The following is a 16,592-nucleotide window of genomic DNA, read 5'->3' as shown; positions in this document are numbered from 1 at the left end:
ACTCTATCCGGTGGGGCCGTACGGTTCCGGGGTACGCCAGCGTTCGAACGGTCTGTCCAGGCGGTACCGGCCGTCCTCTCCGAGCAGCAGCGTGCGGGTCTCCGCGTTGCCGGGGTTCGAGAGCGACTCGAAGTCCGCCACCGTCCAGTGGAACCAGCGCATGCAGAACAGCCGCATGGTCAGACCGTGGGTGACGAGCAGGACGTTGGGCGGGTGGTCGGGCGCCTCGAAGCTGCGGTAGAGACTCTCCAGGAACGCGCCGACGCGGTCGTACACGTCGGCGCCGGACTCGCCCTGCGCGAAGCGGTAGAAGAAGTGCCCGTACGCGTCCCGGTAGGCCTTCTGCAGGCGTACGTCCTCCCGTTCCTGCCAGTTGCCCCAGTCCTGCTCCCGGAGCCGCGGCTCCTCCCGCACCCGTATCAGCTCGGCGGGGAGCCGGAAGGCGCGGAGTGTCTCATGGGTGCGGCGGTACGGCGAGACGTAGACGCTGACCGGCTCGTCCCCGAAGAGCTCCCGCAGCCGGTCCCCCGTCCGCTCCGCCTGCCGCCACCCGGTCTCGGTCAGCCTCAGGGCGTGGTCGGGCTCGCGCTCGTACACCGTGTCATCGGCATTGCCCTCGGACTCTCCGTGCCGTACGAGAACGATGCGCCGCGGTCGTGCCATACCCCGACCCTAGAACGCCGCTCTCCGGCAGGCTCAGCCGAGGCGGCGCCCGGGGGCCATCCGGGGGAGGCGCCGGGCCGGCGCCGGCGGGCCCAGACCGTCCAGCCCGCCCCGAGGCACCGGCGGGCTCAGAGCGCCGATCCGCCCCGACGCACCGGCGGGCTCAGACCGTCCAGCCGGATTCGAGCTGCACCACGTCTCCGTTCAGCGCCGCCACGTCGGCAGCGGTACGGGCCCGCAGCCCCAGCCGCTCGATGCGCTCGACCCGGTATTTTCCGTGTTCGGCGGCCGACTGCCACATGGAGAGCACCAGGAACTCGCTGCCCGGCGCCTCGCCGAACAGGCCCCGCAGCATGCCGGGAGATCCGGCCATGGCCGGGTTCCACACCTTCTCCTGCATGAGCGCGAAGTGCTCGGCCCGGTCCTCGTGCACCCGGCAGTGCGCCACCCGCGCCACGTCGGCGTCGGCGAAGCGCGGTTCGAAGCCCGTCTTCACGTCGAAGCGATGGTCGAAGAGCTTGACCTGGATGTCCTTGAACGTACCGACCTGGGAGGCCGCCAGACGGTCGTGGGACCGCGCCATGAACGAGTCGTAGAAGGCGCGGCTCTCCCAGAACGCGAAGATGTGGGCGACGTCCGGACGACCCCGGCTCCACCCGCCGCCCTGGCCCCGGAATCCCGGCTCACCGAGCAGCCCCGCCCATTTCCGCTGCCCCCGCTCGAACCCTCGACGGTCCACCACGGTGCAGCGAATCCACTTGACCAGCACCGCGCCATCGTACGGGGCCGGGGACCGCCCCGGCAGACCTTGTCAGAGTCCCGCCCCGTGCACGCGCTCGAGCCCCGCGCGCTCCTCGTCGTCCAGTTCGATCCCGAACTCGGCCTCCAGGACGGCCGCCAACTCGGCCACGCCCACCGTGCGTTCCTCAGCGGACCCGTCCGCACGCACCGTGGAGAGCGTCTCGCGCACCAGCGCCCTGCGCGCCTCCGCTCCGGGCCACTGGGCGACGACCTGGCCGAGGAACCGTGACTGCGGGTGGCTGGAGCTGTAGTGGTTCATGACGGTGAAGTCGCCGGGGTAGAGGGTCTGCGGCGAGAACGCGTACAGATCGGCCCAGCCCTCCGCCCGCAGCGTGCGCAGCACGTGGATGCCCTCGTCCTCGACGCCGATCCCGAACGTCCAGCCGGCCTGCTCCACGCGCGCGCCGTCCCGCAGCGGCACGGGTTCCAGCGGCCCCTGCCAGCCGAAACCGGCGTCGGCGAGCCACTGTCCCCCCTCGATCGTGACGACGAGGAGCGCGTGCGTGACCGGCGGCAGCGCGGCACCCCGCGAGCGGTTGCGCGCGCCACGGCCGGCCACCTGGAAGCCGATCCGTTCGAGGGCCGCGGCGAGGAGGGAGTTCTGCTCGTAGCAGTAGCCTCCCCTGCGCCGCGCGACGAGCTTCCCCTGAAGGCTCTTCAGGTCCAGGGGCACGTCCCTGCCGAGGGCGACGTCGAGGTTCTCGAACGGGATGGCCTCCACGTGCGCGCGGTGAAGGGCCGTCAAGGTCCGCAGATCGGGAGCGAGTTCCCCGTCCCGCTCGCTGTCGTAACCGATTCGAGCCAGATATGCGTCGAGATCCAGCTCGTCACCGCTCCACACACCGCTCTCCCCCTTGAAGCGCCGGGTCCTCTGTCGTAGGCACATGACACCATGAGGAATCGGGCCACGACCACGGGCTTTTCGCGCGGGTCGACGGTACGAGGCGAGGCGTGCGCGGGGGCGTGCGCGGAGAGGGGAAGCACCATGAGCGGACTCAACAAAGGGGTGGGACGCGTCGAGGTCACGCTCAAGTGGGACCCCGCCCCGGCGGGCGCTCCGGCCCACGATCTCGATCTGGTCGCCGGGGTCTTCCCCACGGGCGACCCGCACGGCGCGCCCGCCCAGCTGGTCCACTTCGGCAGCCGTTCCCCGGACGGCACGATCACCCTGCACCGGGACAGCCGTACGGGCCAGGGATTCGGCTACGACGAGGCCATGACCCTGGAGTTGGACCGGCTGGACGCGCGGTACGAGCGGGTGGTCGTGGGCGTGGTCATACAGCAGAGCGGCGGGCGGCTGACGTTCGGCGACATAGCGAGCACGGGCATACGGGTCCGGGAGGGGTACACGGACCTGCTGGTCCATGACTTCGCGGACGTCCGCGGGGCCCGCTCGGCGACCGTCGTCGAGTTCACCCGTGACGGGGCTGACGGATGGTCGTACCGCGCGATCAGCCGCGGCTTCGACGCCGATCCGCAGGCCTTCGGCGCGCTCATGGGATCCCCCGCGTCCTGACCTCCCGACCCGGGCCCGCACATCCGAAAGGGGCGCCGACCGGTGGTCGGCGCCCCCTCACGGGCGATCCGGAGCGCTCAGCGGCTTCCGCCGCTCAGCGCCCGGGCCGGTGTCAGCTGCAGCCGCTGGTGGAGCCGCAGCCCTCGCAGATGTAGCAGGAGCCGGCTCGCTGCATCTTGGTGCCGCAGGAGAAGCACAGCGGGGCGTCGGCGCTGATGCCGAGCTGCATCTCGACGAGCTCCGCGGACGTGTGGGCCTGCTTCGGAGCCGGGACCTCGACCTTGGGGGCCGGGGCCGCGACGGCCTTCAGCTCCGGAGTGCGGGGCGCGGACTGGGCCAGGGCCTCGACGTCGACGTCCTCGTCCTCGGGCTGCTCGTACGAGCCGGTGTCGAGGTGACGCTGGCGCTCCTCGGCCGAGTGGATGCCGAGGGCGGAGCGGGTCTCGAAGGGCAGGAAGTCCAGCGCCAGGCGGCGGAAGATGTAGTCGACGATCGACTGCGCCATCCGCACGTCCGGGTCGTCCGTCATGCCGGCCGGCTCGAAGCGCATGTTGGTGAACTTCGAGACGTACGTCTCCAGCGGGACGCCGTACTGCAGGCCGACGGAGACGGCGATGGAGAAGGCGTCCATCATGCCGGCGAGGGTGGAGCCCTGCTTCGACATCTTCAGGAAGACCTCGCCGAGACCGTCGTCCGGGTAGGAGTTGGCGGTCATGTAGCCCTCGGCGCCGCCGACGGTGAAGGAGGTGGTGATCCCCGGACGGCCCTTGGGCAGACGCTTGCGGACCGGGCGGTACTCGACGACCTTCTCGACGGCCTCGCGGATCGTCGCCTCGGACTTCGCGGTGACCTCGGCCTTCTCGTCCTCCTTCTTCTTGGCGGAGAGCGGCTGGCCGACCTTGCAGTTGTCGCGGTAGATCGCGAGTGCCTTGACGCCCATCTTCCAGGCCTCGAAGTAGACCTCCTCGACGTCCTCGACCGTGGCCGTCTCCGGCAGGTTCACGGTCTTGGAGAGGGCGCCCGAGATCCACGGCTGGATGGCGGCCATCATGCGGACGTGGCCCATCGCGGAGATGGAGCGCTCGCCCATGGCGCAGTCGAAGACCTCGTAGTGCTCGGTCTTCAGGCCGGGGGCGTCGATCACGTTGCCGTGCTCGGCGATGTGGGCGACGATCGCCTCGATCTGCTCCGGCTGGTAGCCCAGGCGGCGCAGGGCCTGCGGGACGGTGCCGTTGACGATCTGCATCGAGCCGCCGCCGACGAGCTTCTTGAACTTGACCAGGGCGAGGTCGGGCTCGAGGCCGGTGGTGTCGCAGGACATCGCGAGACCGATGGTGCCGGTGGGGGCGATGACCGAGGCCTGGGCGTTGCGGAAGCCGTTCTTGGCGCCGAGGCGGATCACGTCCTGCCAGGCCTCCGTGGCGGCGGCCCAGATCGGCGAGTCCAGGTCGTCCATGCGGACGGCCTTGGTGTTCTCGTCGGCGTGCTGCTGCATGACGCGCTGGTGCGGCTCGGCGTTGAGGGCGTAGCCGTCGTACGCGCCGACGACCGCGGCGAGCTCGGCGGAGCGCTTGTACGAGGTGCCGGTCATCAGGGAGGTGATGGCACCGGCGAGGGCGCGGCCGCCGTCGGAGTCGTACGCGTGGCCGGTCGCCATCAGCAGGGCGCCGAGGTTGGCGTAGCCGATGCCGAGCTGGCGGTAGGCGCGGGTGTTCTCGCCGATCTTCTGGGTGGGGAAGTCGGCGAAGCAGATGGAGATGTCCATCGCGGTGATGACGAGCTCGACGACCTTGGCGAAGCGCTCGACGTCGAAGGACTGGCTGCCCTGGCCGTCGTCCTTGAGGAACTTCATGAGGTTCAGCGAGGCGAGGTTGCAGGACGTGTTGTCCAGGTGCATGTACTCGCTGCACGGGTTCGAGCCGTTGATGCGGCCGGACTCGGGGCAGGTGTGCCAGTGGTTGATCGTGTCGTCGTACTGGATGCCCGGGTCGGCACAGGCCCACGCGGCCTCGGCCATCTTGCGGAAGAGCGCCTTGGCGTCGACCTCCTCGATGACCTCGCCGGTCATGCGCGAGGTGAGGCCGAACTTCCCGCCGGACTCGACGGCCTTCATGAACGTGTCGTTCACGCGGACGGAGTTGTTGGCGTTCTGGTACTGGACGGACGTGATGTCGTCGCCGCCCAGGTCCATGTCGAAGCCCGCGTCACGGAGGGCGCGGATCTTCTCCTCCTCCTTGACCTTGGTCTCGATGAAGTCCTCGATGTCGGGGTGGTCGACGTCGAGGATGACCATCTTGGCCGCGCGGCGGGTGGCGCCGCCCGACTTGATCGTGCCGGCGGAGGCGTCGGCGCCGCGCATGAAGGAGACCGGGCCGGAGGCGTTGCCGCCGGAGGAGAGCAGCTCCTTGGAGGAGCGGATGCGGGAGAGGTTCAGGCCGGCGCCGGAGCCGCCCTTGAAGATCATGCCCTCTTCCTTGTACCAGTCGAGGATGGACTCCATGGAGTCGTCGACGGACAGGATGAAGCAGGCGGAGACCTGCTGGGGCTGCGGGGTGCCGACGTTGAACCAGACCGGCGAGTTGAAGCTGAAGATCTGGTGCAGGAGGGCGTAGGCCAGCTCGTGCTCGAAGATCTCGGCGTCGGCGGGCGAGGCGAAGTAGCCGTAGTCCTCGCCGGCCTTCGTGTACGTCTTCACGATCCGGTCGATGAGCTGCTTGAGACCGGTCTCGCGCTGCGGGGTGCCGACGGCCCCGCGGAAGTACTTGCTGGTGACGATGTTGACCGCGTTCACCGACCAGAAGTCGGGGAACTCGACGCCGCGCTGCTCGAAGTTGATCGAGCCGTCGCGCCAGTTGGTCATGACGACGTCACGGCGCTCCCAGGCCACCTCGTCGTACGGATGCACGCCGGGGGTGGTGTGGATGCGCTCGATACGCAGGCCCTTGCTCGCCGACTTGGATCCCTTGGTGCGGGAACCACGTGCCGGGCCGCTCGCCGTCTCTGTCATGCCGCCTCCCATATACGTGCAAAACACACTTTGGCGCCCAGATAGTCCCAGGGCACCGTCTTCTGTACGTCGTTCTGTACTGCTGCCACAGGGACCACTGGGGTCTCCCGGGGCACGTCTGCCGGGCCGCACGGCGGCCGGTCGCCGGACCGTCGAGCGGCCCGGTCCGCCGGTCAGTCGGCGGCGGTGGCGGGAACGGGGACCTCAGGGGTCACACCGGTCCCGTCGTTCTCAGCGGGAGGCCGCACGCGGAGTTCCGCGATGGCGGCCTCGAAGTCTTCGAGGCTGTCGAAAGCCTTGTACACGGACGCGAAGCGCAGGTACGCGACGAGGTCGAGCTCCTGCAGGGGGCCGAGGATGGCCAGGCCCACGTCGTGGGTGGTCAGCTCGGCGCTTCCGGTGGCGCGCACCGCCTCCTCGACCCGCTGGCCGAGCTTGGCGAGGGCGTCCTCGGTGACCGGTCGCCCCTGGCACGCCTTGCGCACGCCGGAGATGACCTTGTTACGACTGAAGGGCTCGGTGACGCCGGAGCGCTTCACCACCATGAGCGAGCAGGTCTCCACCGTCGTGAAACGACGGGAGCAGTCGGGGCACTGGCGGCGGCGTCGGATCGACGTCCCGTCGTCGGTGGTGCGACTGTCGACGACACGGCTGTCGGGGTGCCTGCAGAAGGGGCAATGCACTGGTTCCGACCCTTCTCACGGCACGACTGACGAGCCTCACCGGCCCGTCAAGGCCCTGCGAAGCGACCACCAGCATAGGCGATGCGCGCGCCCCCGGCAGACCGGGGACCACTACCCCTGGGTGGCCGATGCCATCCAACCACTAGATCTTGGGTTGGGGGCGATTCGAGGCCCACCGCGTGTCGCGGTGCGGACGCTCCCGCGGATCCATGCCTCCGGGTGCGACACTGGGACGGTGCACCGGCCATCCACGCCTCAGCCGCGAAGGCTACCGTAACGACCGATTTGGGGCGGCGGCGCGAGCGTGCTCATACACCCCCGCACATACGCACGTAAGGCAATCTGCGAATTTTCACTCGAACGTGTGTTTGGCGCAACCTTTCGAAAGCCACTACCGTTGTGCCAGCCAGGGAGACCATTCGAGAGGGGCCGACGACGTGACCACCACCGCAGACAGTGCCACCATCACCGCCCAGGACCGCTCCCAGGGCCGACTCGAGCCGGTGCACGCCATGAATGACGCAAGCATGAACGGGGAGGAGCCCGGGCGCCCCGCCCGCGCCCTCCCCGGGCGACCTCCAGGCATCCGCGCCGACAGCTCCGGACTCACCGACCGGCAGCGCAGGGTCATCGAAGTCATCCGTGACTCGGTCCAGCGGCGCGGTTACCCGCCGTCGATGCGGGAGATCGGACAGGCGGTCGGCCTCTCCAGCACGTCGTCCGTGGCGCACCAGCTCATGGCCCTGGAGCGCAAGGGCTTCCTCCGCCGTGACCCGCACCGGCCCCGCGCCTACGAGGTCCGCGGCTCCGACCAGCCGAGCACCCAGCCGACCGACACCACCGGCAAGCCGGCCGCGTCGTACGTCCCGCTGGTCGGCCGCATCGCGGCCGGTGGGCCGATCCTGGCCGAGGAGTCCGTCGAAGACGTCTTCCCCCTCCCCCGCCAGCTCGTCGGCGACGGCGAACTGTTCGTGCTCAAGGTCGTCGGCGACTCGATGATCGAGGCCGCCATCTGTGACGGCGACTGGGTCACCGTCCGCCGGCAGCCCGTCGCGGAGAACGGCGACATCGTCGCCGCCATGCTCGACGGCGAGGCCACCGTCAAGCGCTTCAAGCGCGAGGACGGCCACGTCTGGCTGCTCCCGCACAACGCGGCGTACCAGCCCATCCCCGGCGACGAGGCCACCATCCTCGGCAAGGTCGTGGCGGTGCTCCGGCGGGTGTGACACTCCCCCGCCGGCTCTGAACCGGGCCCCGGGACCCACTGCGCCGGTCCCGGGGCCCTGCCATGTCCTGAAAGCGCCGGAACCTAGACGTCGGCCGTCTTCGAAGCGGCGTCGTCAGCCGTCTTCGAAGCGGCGTCGATGGCCGCGAGTGACTTCCGCACCTGGTTGCGGTCCGTGGTGTACCAGAAGTCGGGCAACGAGGCCTTCAGATAGCTGCCGTACCGGGCGGTGGCCAGCCGCGGGTCCAGGACCGCCACCACACCCCGATCACCCGTGGCCCGCACCAGACGACCGGCACCCTGCGCCATCAGCAGCGCCGCGTGGGTCGCCGCGACGGCCATGAAGCCGTTCCCCCCGGACTCCTCCACCGCCTTCTGCCGCGCGCTCATCAGCGGGTCGTCCGGGCGCGGGAACGGGATCTTGTCCATGACGACCAGCTGACAGCTGGGCCCCGGGACGTCCACTCCCTGCCAGAGCGAGAGCGTGCCGAACAGACAGGTCTTCGGATCGGCCGCGAAGTTCTTGATCAGCTCGCCCAGGGTGTCCTCCCCCTGGAGCAGGATCGGCAGCTCCGGGACCCGGGTCCGCAGCTCCTCCGCCGCCTGCTGCGCGGCACGCATGGAGGAGAAGAGGCCGAGGGTCCGCCCGCCGGCCGCCTGCATGAGTTCGGTGAGCTCGTCGAGCATGTCGCCCCGCTCCCCGTCGCGCGCGGGGCGCGAGAGGTGCTTGGCGACGTACAGGATGCCCTGCTTCGGGTAGTCGAACGGGGAGCCGACGTCGATGCCCTTCCAGACGGGCACGTCGTCGCCCTTGGTGCCCTCGGGGGCCAGCCCGAGGGAAGCCCCGACACCGTTGAAGTCGCCGCCCAGCTTGAGCGTCGCCGAGGCGAGCACCACGGACCGCTCCGTGAAGAGCTTCTCCCGCAGCAGCCCGGAGACCGTCAGCGGCGCGACCCGCAGCGAGGCGCCGAACCGGTCGTGACGCTCGTACCAGACGACGTCGTACTCGGAACCGTGGGTGATCCGCTCCGCCACGCCGTGCACGGACTCCACGGAGGCCATGGCCTGCTTGCGCACCGCGTCCTCGTCCTGCACGGCCCGGTCCCGGGTGTTGCCCAGGGCCGTGATCACCGCGCGGGCCGCGTCCCGCAGCGCCATCAACGCGTACGCCAGGTCCTCCGGGATCTCCTCCAGGCGGCCCGGCAGCGCCAGCTCCATGACCCGCTCGAAGCCCTCCGCGGCGGTCTGCAGCTGGTCGGCCGTCTTCTCGTCCACCAGCTTCGCGGCCCGCCGTACGGCACGGTTGACCTGGCCCGGGGTGAGCTCACCGGTCGCGACGCCGGTGACCCGGGAGACCAGCTCATGGGCCTCGTCGACGATCAGCACCTCGTGCTGCGGGAGCACCGGGGCGCCCTCGATGGCGTCGATCGCGAGCAGGGCGTGATTGGTGACGACGACGTCCGCGAGCTTGGCGCGCTCGCGTGCCGCCTCGGCGAAGCACTCCGGCCCGTACGCGCACTTGCTCGCGCCCAGGCACTCCCGGGAGGAGACCGAGACCTGGGCCCAGGCCTTGTCGGAGACGCCCGGCGTGAGGTCGTCCCGGTCGCCGGTCTCCGTCTCGTCCGACCAGTCCCGCAGCCGCAGCAGGTCCTGGCCCAGCTTGCTCGTCGGCGCGGCTGCCTCGAAGGGGTCGAAGAGGCCGTCCTCCTCGTCCTGCGGGACGCCTTCGTGGAGCCGGTGCAGGCAGAGGTAGTTCGACCGGCCCTTGAGCATGGCGAACTGCGGACGGCGGCGCAGCTGCGGATGCAGCGCGTCGACCGTCCGGGGGAGGTCGCGCTCGACGAGCTGGCGCTGGAGCGCCAGGGTGGCCGTGGCCACCACCACCCGCTCGCCCTGGGCGAGTGCCGGCACGAGGTAGCCGAGCGACTTGCCCGTGCCGGTGCCGGCCTGGACGAGGAGGTGGGAGTTGTCGTCGATGGCCTCGGCCACGGCCTCGGCCATGGCGACCTGGCCGGGCCGCTCCGTGCCGCCGACGGCGGAGACGGCGGCGTGGAGGAGGTCGGGGAGGGATGGCTTCGTCATAGCCCTTCCACCCTACGGGGCGGCACTGACAGCCGGGTCACGCGAGCGCCCTCAGGCGAGCGGATTGGGGACGGTCCCGTGGACCGCGGCGTGCGGACGTTCGGGCCGGTCGCGGTATCCGTCCAGGTGCAGACGGTTCCGGTTGAGACAGAGCCGCTCGATGCGCGGGGTCAGGAGGTCGAAGAGCTCGAACCGTTCCTTCAGCTCGGGGAAGCGCGCCTGGTGCCGCAGGATCTCGGCGCGGACGTAGCCCCAGAAGTCCTCCTCGGGAACTCCGAGTTGTTCCTCGCAGAGGGGTGCCAGGTAGCGGAAGACACCGACGAAGAGCCCCGAATGGATGAACTGGATCAGGAAGCCCGGTTCCTCGGTGAGGAGGACGGCGCGGACGTCGTCGGGCAGCGCGTCGTGTTCGGGCAGCGGGTGGGCGCTGATGTTGACGTCGTCGACGAAGTCCTTGATCGCGAGGCGGACGGGGACGTCCTGGCCGTCGTAGACGACGATGGCGTTCTCGCCGTGCGGGGAGAAGACCGTGCCGTACCGGTAGAGGAAGTGCAGCAGCGGGGGCAGCAGGGCGGCGAAGAGGCGCTGGAGCCAGACGGCGGGCGCGAGTCCGGAGCGCTCGACGAGTTCGGCGACGAACGCCCTGCCGTCCGGATCGGTGTGGAGCAGGGAGGCGAGGGTGCGGGCCCGTTCGCCGGGGGGAAGGCGCAGCGGCTCGCGCCAGATCGCGCCGAGCAGTTCCTTGTACTGGTACGGGACTTCGGGCAGCCGGTCGTACAGGGGGTGCGCGACCGTGACGGAGGCGACCTCGCCGAGGAGGATCACTCCGCACTCGTCCCGCAGGAAGGGGTCGGCTTCGCGCAGGCCGTGGACCCAGGTGGTCACGGCGGGCGCGGCGAGGGTGCGTTCGGTCGGCAGTCCGCGCCAGACGAGCGTGTTGAGCACCGAGAGCGGCAGCTTGACCGTGTGCCGGTCGGGACGGCTGATGTTGAGGAAGGTACGGACGGACTGCTGCGGCAGGCGGAGGTCGCCGTCCGCGGGGAGCGGGACGACGGCTCCGGCGGCGATGGCCGGGGCGTAGAGCGGCAGCAGGATCTCGTCCCACTGCCAGGGGTGGACGGGCAGCAGGAGGTAGCTGTCGGGTTCGTGGCCACGTGCGGTGAGCTCGGCCCGGAAGGCGGCGTACGCCTCGGGGTCGAGTTCCCGCGCGTACAGCAGGGCGGGGGTGTCGAGTCCTGCGACGCCCCGGTAGGCGGCGAGGCGGTCGCTGACGGCGATCCACGGCAGCCGGGTCGCGCTGCGGGCCTCGGGCGCCCAGCGGGCGGTGTCGGTGGCGGAGAAACCGATGCGGCCCTTGTTGAGGACGAGCCAGGGGTGGCCGGTCTGGTGGCCTTCGAGCTCCGCGTAGGACAGCTCGGCGAGGCGGGCGGCGGTGAGGGCCGTGTGATCGAGGCGGGCGTCGGCGGCGAGGGTGGCGGACAGCTCGCGGATCAGATGGCCGAGGGTGGCACCGTCGAGCCGGAGGAGGCGCCTGGCCCGGACCAGGAAGTCGAGGGGGTCGGTGAGGGGGCGGCCCTCGTGGGCGACCGAGCCGGCGGTGACGCGCCAGCCGCCGTAGGCCCCGCGGCGTGCACGGAAGGTGAGGGTGGTGCCGTCGTCGAGCCGGAGGGCGTGAAGGTCCGGCTCGCCGTCGACGGGCACGGGCTCGATGATCTCCTCGTAGGCGAACTCGGAGAGGGCCTTGGCGAGGAGCCGCGAGGACGCCCTGGTCCAGGCGGCGGCGTTGATCTCGGGTGGCGCGAGCAGCTCGGGGGGTGCGAGCGGCTCGGGCGATGCGGCGGGGCCGGTGGGTTCGACCGGACCGGCGGTGGGTGCGACCGGGCCGGCGGTGGGTGCGGCCGGGCCGGCGGTGGGTGCGGCCGGGTCGGTGGATGCGGCCGGGCCGGTGGGTGGTGCGGAGTCGTGAGGTGCAGGGGACGTCGACACGAGGACTCCTCGGATTGGGAACCGCTGTGGGTCGAGCGGTGTATGTAAGACAGAGGTGTTCACAGAACGTGACGGAGGGCCCGGTCACGGATCATGAGGGCGGCTCTTTTGTCGGGGAGGTCGACTTCCGCCGCGTAGCGGAAGCCGCCGCTGAGGAAGGCGGAGACGGAGGGGGTGTTGCGGATGTCGGGTTCGGCGACGACGCGGGTGCAGCGGGGACGGTGGTCGAGGACCAGATCGGCGACGGCGCGCAGCAGTGTGGTGCCGACGCCTCGGCCCCGGTCGGTGCCGCCTCCGATCAGCAGGTGGATACCGGTGTCGTGGGGCAGCGCCGGGTAGTGCCGGGCGAGCGGGTCGAGGTCGGCCCGGTAGATCTCGAAGTAGCTCATGGGCGTGCCGTCGAGCACGCCGAGGCAGGGGACGCTGCGGCCGTCGCCCTCGAGCTGGGCTCGGACGTGATCGGCGGTGACGGTGTCGGGTCCGGCGAGCTCCCAGAAGGCGGCGACGGCGGGGTCGTTCATCCATCCGGCGAGGAGCGGCAGGTCCCGTTCGAGTCGCACGGGCACGAGCCGGAAGGCGCCGGCTGATGTGGCGGCGGGGTTCCAGGCGGCGACGGAGTCGAGCAGGTCGCCGTCGAGGAGGGCGGCGAGGTCGTCGGCCCTCAGGTCCAGGGTGTCGTCCCCGGGCGGGTCGGCCGGTGGGCGGGTGGGTGACACGGTGCCGCTCTCCTCTCGGCGGGTGTGGTCGGGGTGCGGAGCGCTGGTGGTTCGGATCAGGGGCGGAGGGGGTTGGTGACGGTGACGTAGACGGACTGGGTGTCGACGGGCCCGACGAGTTCGTCCAGACCGTGCAGGCGGGTGAGGAGATTGGCCTTGCTGCGCAGGGTCGCGGCTTCCAGGAGCCGGTGCGGAAGGGGTGAGCCCAGGCTGGTGGCGGAGGTGAGGAAGCTACGGAAGGCGGCGAGCAGGACGCGTTCGTCGGCGAGGTGCTGGGCGCCGAAGGCGCCGATCAGACCGAGGACGTTGTTGATGCCGAGGTAGTAGGCGAAACGCTCGTCGGTGACCTGGTCGGAGACGAAGGTGTCGCTGTCCTCGCCGATGCCGGGGAGCCTGCTCTCCAGCTCGCCGCGGTGGGACTCGCGGAAGTAGTAGCCCTGGTTGTCGCGGTAGCGGCCGCCGACCGGCCAGCCGTCCGGGTCCAGGAGCACCAAGGTGTTCTGCTGGTGGGCCTCCAGGGCGATGCCGGCGTGACCGTCGAGCCAGAGGACGGGGCGGACGACCTGGTCGAGGTAGCGGAGGAACCACTCGGCGGCGACGGCCGTCGTGGGGCGGCCGGTGCCGGTGGCGAGCCGTCCGATGACGTCGGCGAGCCGGGAGCGCATGGTGGTGGCTCCCGGCCACGGGCGGGGGGTCGTGAGGGAGGCGATGCAGACGGCGTCGTCGCCGGGGCCGAAGGGGTTGTGGCGGATCATGACGTCGAGGCCGGGGACGGGCTTGCCGTCCGGTGCGTCGACGGCCAGCCAGGCGGGGTCGCGGACGATGTCGAAGCCGGGGTGGGCCGCCTGCCACTCGTCGACGAGGCCGGTGCGCATCAGCCGGTGGACCTCGACGCCGCGGTGGAGTTCCTTGCGGAGGTTCTCGCGGCGGGAGTTGGTGATGCGCAGGCCGAGGGAGAGCTTGAGCATGGCCCGGGCGCCGGGGCGGTGCACGGTGCGGACGGAGGAGGTGGGATGCCAGGGGCTGCCGTGGAGCCCGAGGTCGTGGAGGAGGCCCGCGTCGACGAGGGCCCGGACGTCGGGGCGGTGCAGGAGTTCACGGGCCTGCCAGGGGTGCACGGGCAGTGGCGCCGTGCCGGCGGGGAGCGTGAGGCCTTCGGCAAGACCGGAGGCGAGTTGTTCGGCGGTGACGGGCCGGCCCTGCTCGGTCCAGGCCGAGTCGGTGGCGAGCAGGGTGTGGTCGACGGCGATCCAGTGGAGGGGGAAAGAGCCGTGGAGTTCGGGTGAGTAGAGCCGGCCTTCGGCCTCGGAGAGCCCTTCGCGGCTCTTGGGCGTGGGGTGGAGCGGGTGGCCCAGCAGCAGGGACTGTTCGGCGGTGAGGAACAGGTCGGCGTCCGGGTGCGGCTCGGGGCGGCGACGGCGCTCGGTGAGGAAGTCGGCGGTGCGGCGGGCGGAGTCGGCGACGCGCCCGACGAGGTCGGTGCCCTCGGAGCGACCGCTCTCCCGGCTGAGCAGGGCGGCCACCGTGACGGCGTCGGCGGCCGGCGCCGAGGCCGGGAGTCCTTCGAGGGTGGGGGCGCCGAAGCGGTGCCAGCCGGTGGGCGACCAGTAGCGGACGGGGACGAGGAGGGCGGTGCCGCTGGCGTCGAGGGGGACGCGCAGGGTGGAGGAGCCGGGGGCCGGGAGGTTCTTCTCCCTGACCCAGCAGCGGAGGAGGTTCTCGACGGCGGCGGCGTCGGCGGCACGCTGCGGGTCGGGGTCGTCCAGCGGATCGGGGCCACCGATCGGGCGCGGGGATCGGGGTTCGTACGGCCCGACGTGCTGGCGCGGGACGGTGGGCTGCACGGTGTCGAGCGGCTCGGGGCCGCTCTCCTCGCCTCCGAAGGGACCCGCCCCGAGCCCGTCGGCCCTGACGGCCACCGGGCGAGGCCCCGGGGCGCTCCGGTCCTCGATGCGGTGGGCTGCTTCGGGGCGGAGTACCTCGGCGCGGACGGCCTCCGTGTGGGCGGCGCCCGTGCGGAAGGCCTCCGTGTGGGTCGCTCCGGGGTGGAGGGCCTCCGCTTGGGCGGCCCCGGTGCGGAAGGCCTCCGCGTGGGTCGCTCCGGGGTGGAGGGCCTCGGGGTGGATCGGACCCGCGTGGGAGGGCTCGGGGTGGCGGGTCCCGGAGCGGTGGGGCTCTGAGTGGTGGGTCTCTGAGTGGTGGGGCGTGGGGTGGTGGAGGGGGGACGGGGGGAGAGGGGACGGGGGGAGGGGGTTGGTCGGGGTGGGGGTGGCGTTCACGGGGGGTTCCTTGGGGGTGGGGGCCGGGGCGGTCCGGGGTCAGTGGGACGGACCGGGGGCGTTCCGGGGGGCCGTGGCCCGGCGGGAGGCGGGCGGGTGGGGGGTGTGGGCCCGTTCGGCCGCGGCCAGGGCGTCGGCGAAGCGGTCGAGGACGGCGGTGGCCTGCTCGTCGGTGAGGGTGAGCGGGGGCAGGAGCCGGACCACCGCGGAGTGGCGGCCGCCGAGTTCGACGATCAGCCCGCGGGCGAGGCACTGCTGTTGGACGGCGAGGGCCAGGGCGGGGGCGGGGGGCGGGACGGGGTCGTCCGGTCCGGCCGCTTCGGGATCGACGAGTTCGACGCCGATCATCAGGCCTCGGCCGCGGACGTCGCCGACGCAGGGGTGGGCGGCGGCGAGGCCCTGGAGGCTGGCGAGGATACGGGCGCCGAGGGTGCCGGCCCGTTCGGCGAGTCCGTTCTCGCGGACGTAGGCGAGGGTGGCCGTTCCGGCGGCCATGGCGAGCTGGTTGCCGCGGAAGGTGCCGGCGTGGGCGCCGGGTTCCCAGGCGTCGAGCCCGGAGCGGTAGACGATGACCGCGAGGGGGAGGGAGCCGCCGATGGCCTTGGAGAGGACCATCACGTCGGGCACGACGCCGCTGTGCTCGACGGCCCAGAAGGCGCCGGTGCGGCCGACGCCGGTCTGGACCTCGTCGACGATCAGGGGGACGGAGCGGTCGGCGGTGATGCGGCGCATCCGGCGCATCCAGTCGTCGGGGGCGGGGATGACGCCGCCCTCGCCCTGGACCGCCTCGACGATCATTCCGGCGGGGGTGGTGACGCCGCTCTTGGGGTCGTCGAGGAGGTTCTCGGTCCAGCGGGCGGCCAGTTCGGCTCCGCGTTCGCCGCCGACGCCGAAGGGGCAGCGGTACTGCTGGGGGTAGGGCAGCCGCGTCACGCGGACGTCGGTGGCGCCTCCGGAGGCGTCGAGGGCTCCGGCCGTCATGCCGTGGTAGGCGCCGGTGAAGGCGAGGAGTCCGCTGCGTCCCGTGGCGGTCCGGACGAGCTTGAGGGCCGCTTCGACTGCGTCGGTGCCCGCCGGTCCGCAGAACTGAATGCGTGCGTCGTCGGCGAGCCGGCCGGGGAGGGTGGCGAACAGTTCGGAGGTGAAGGCGTCCTTGACGGGGGTGGCGAGGTCGAGGACGTGGAGGGGCGCTCCCGAGTCGAGGACCTTTCTGATGGCCTCCAGGACCACGGGGTGGTTGTGGCCGAGGGCGAGGGTCCCGGCGCCGGACAGGCAGTCGAGGTAGCGGCGGCCGTCGGCGCCTTCGATGGTGAGCCCTCGGGCCCGCACGGGCACGATGGGCAGGGAGCGGGCGTAGGTCCTCGCGGCGGACTCGCGCTGGGACTGGCGGCGCAGGATGCCCTCGTACTCGCCCCCTTTGTCCCCACGGTCCGCCCGGTCCCCACGGTCCACGCGGTCCGAACGGTCCGAACGGTCCACGCGGTCCGTCCGGTCGGTCCGGTCCGTCGGCCGGGTCTGCGTGCGCGCGGCCGGTGGGACGGCCGGAGCTGGTTCGGTCACGGCCACGGCTCGGTGTCCTCCCGCTGTAACAGTTGCGTTGCACATCGGGGCGTCGCGGGGCAGCCTCAAGGGCC

General features: G+C 71.7%; 12 protein-coding genes. 2 read left to right on the top strand and 10 right to left on the bottom strand.

Features of this window, described 5'->3' with window-relative positions:
* Nucleotides 1–3 precede the first annotated feature (3 nt).
* From ABTY59_RS10865 to ABTY59_RS10855, 3 genes are all read right to left on the bottom strand, one after another.
* A complete protein-coding gene (locus ABTY59_RS10865) occupies nucleotides 4–663 on the bottom strand; it encodes a histidine phosphatase family protein (RefSeq protein ID WP_352018584.1) in 660 nt (219 codons plus the stop codon).
* Nucleotides 664–826: 163 nt separating this feature from the next.
* Nucleotides 827–1,432, bottom strand: coding sequence for a YdbC family protein (locus ABTY59_RS10860; protein WP_352018583.1), 606 nt, complete (start codon nucleotides 1,430–1,432; stop codon nucleotides 827–829).
* A 42-nt stretch (nucleotides 1,433–1,474) separates the two neighbouring features.
* Nucleotides 1,475–2,350, bottom strand: coding sequence for an arylamine N-acetyltransferase family protein (locus ABTY59_RS10855; protein ID WP_352018582.1), 876 nt, complete (start codon nucleotides 2,348–2,350; stop codon nucleotides 1,475–1,477).
* 99 nt (nucleotides 2,351–2,449) lie between these two features.
* Here ABTY59_RS10855 and ABTY59_RS10850 point away from each other — a divergent pair, with 99 nt between their 5' ends.
* The gene (locus tag ABTY59_RS10850; protein ID WP_352018581.1) at nucleotides 2,450–2,980 is read left to right on the top strand and encodes a TerD family protein; all 531 of its coding nucleotides are present in this window, start codon (nucleotides 2,450–2,452) and stop codon (nucleotides 2,978–2,980) included.
* 112 nt (nucleotides 2,981–3,092) lie between these two features.
* On the opposite strand, the gene ABTY59_RS10845 is transcribed toward ABTY59_RS10850, so the two are convergent.
* The gene (locus tag ABTY59_RS10845) at nucleotides 3,093–5,987 is read right to left on the bottom strand and encodes a vitamin B12-dependent ribonucleotide reductase (protein ID WP_352018580.1); all 2,895 of its coding nucleotides are present in this window, start codon (nucleotides 5,985–5,987) and stop codon (nucleotides 3,093–3,095) included.
* Nucleotides 5,988–6,160: 173 nt separating this feature from the next.
* Nucleotides 6,161–6,670, bottom strand: a complete 510-nt coding sequence (gene nrdR, locus ABTY59_RS10840; RefSeq protein WP_073906277.1) for a transcriptional regulator NrdR — start codon at nucleotides 6,668–6,670, stop codon at nucleotides 6,161–6,163.
* A 437-nt stretch (nucleotides 6,671–7,107) separates the two neighbouring features.
* Here nrdR and lexA point away from each other — a divergent pair, with 437 nt between their 5' ends.
* On the top strand, nucleotides 7,108–7,896 hold the full coding sequence (gene lexA, locus ABTY59_RS10835) for a transcriptional repressor LexA (RefSeq protein WP_015036661.1): 789 nt from the start codon (nucleotides 7,108–7,110) through the stop codon (nucleotides 7,894–7,896).
* Nucleotides 7,897–7,979: 83 nt separating this feature from the next.
* Here lexA and ABTY59_RS10830 read toward each other — a convergent pair whose 3' ends face one another.
* The 5 genes from ABTY59_RS10830 to ABTY59_RS10810 all read right to left on the bottom strand — a co-directional run bounded on the left by ABTY59_RS10830 (nucleotide 7,980) and on the right by ABTY59_RS10810 (nucleotide 16,524).
* Nucleotides 7,980–9,977 (bottom strand): ATP-dependent DNA helicase, encoded by a 1,998-nt coding sequence (locus ABTY59_RS10830; protein ID WP_352018579.1) that lies wholly within the window; start codon nucleotides 9,975–9,977, stop codon nucleotides 7,980–7,982.
* Between the two features lie 51 nt (nucleotides 9,978–10,028).
* Nucleotides 10,029–11,783, bottom strand: coding sequence for an IucA/IucC family protein (locus ABTY59_RS10825; protein ID WP_352018868.1), 1,755 nt, complete (start codon nucleotides 11,781–11,783; stop codon nucleotides 10,029–10,031).
* A gap of 239 nt (nucleotides 11,784–12,022) precedes the next feature.
* Nucleotides 12,023–12,679, bottom strand: coding sequence for a GNAT family N-acetyltransferase (locus ABTY59_RS10820; protein ID WP_352018578.1), 657 nt, complete (start codon nucleotides 12,677–12,679; stop codon nucleotides 12,023–12,025).
* Nucleotides 12,680–12,735: 56 nt separating this feature from the next.
* On the bottom strand, nucleotides 12,736–14,631 hold the full coding sequence (locus tag ABTY59_RS10815; RefSeq protein ID WP_502995358.1) for an IucA/IucC family protein: 1,896 nt from the start codon (nucleotides 14,629–14,631) through the stop codon (nucleotides 12,736–12,738).
* A gap of 366 nt (nucleotides 14,632–14,997) precedes the next feature.
* Nucleotides 14,998–16,524, bottom strand: coding sequence for a diaminobutyrate--2-oxoglutarate transaminase family protein (locus tag ABTY59_RS10810; RefSeq protein ID WP_352018576.1), 1,527 nt, complete (start codon nucleotides 16,522–16,524; stop codon nucleotides 14,998–15,000).
* Nucleotides 16,525–16,592: the final 68 nt, after the last annotated feature.

The sequence above is a fragment of the Streptomyces sp. NPDC096079 genome, assembly GCF_040303145.1.
Lineage (GTDB): Bacteria > Actinomycetota > Actinomycetes > Streptomycetales > Streptomycetaceae > Streptomyces.
This window is presented reverse-complemented; position numbering and strand designations above follow the sequence as displayed.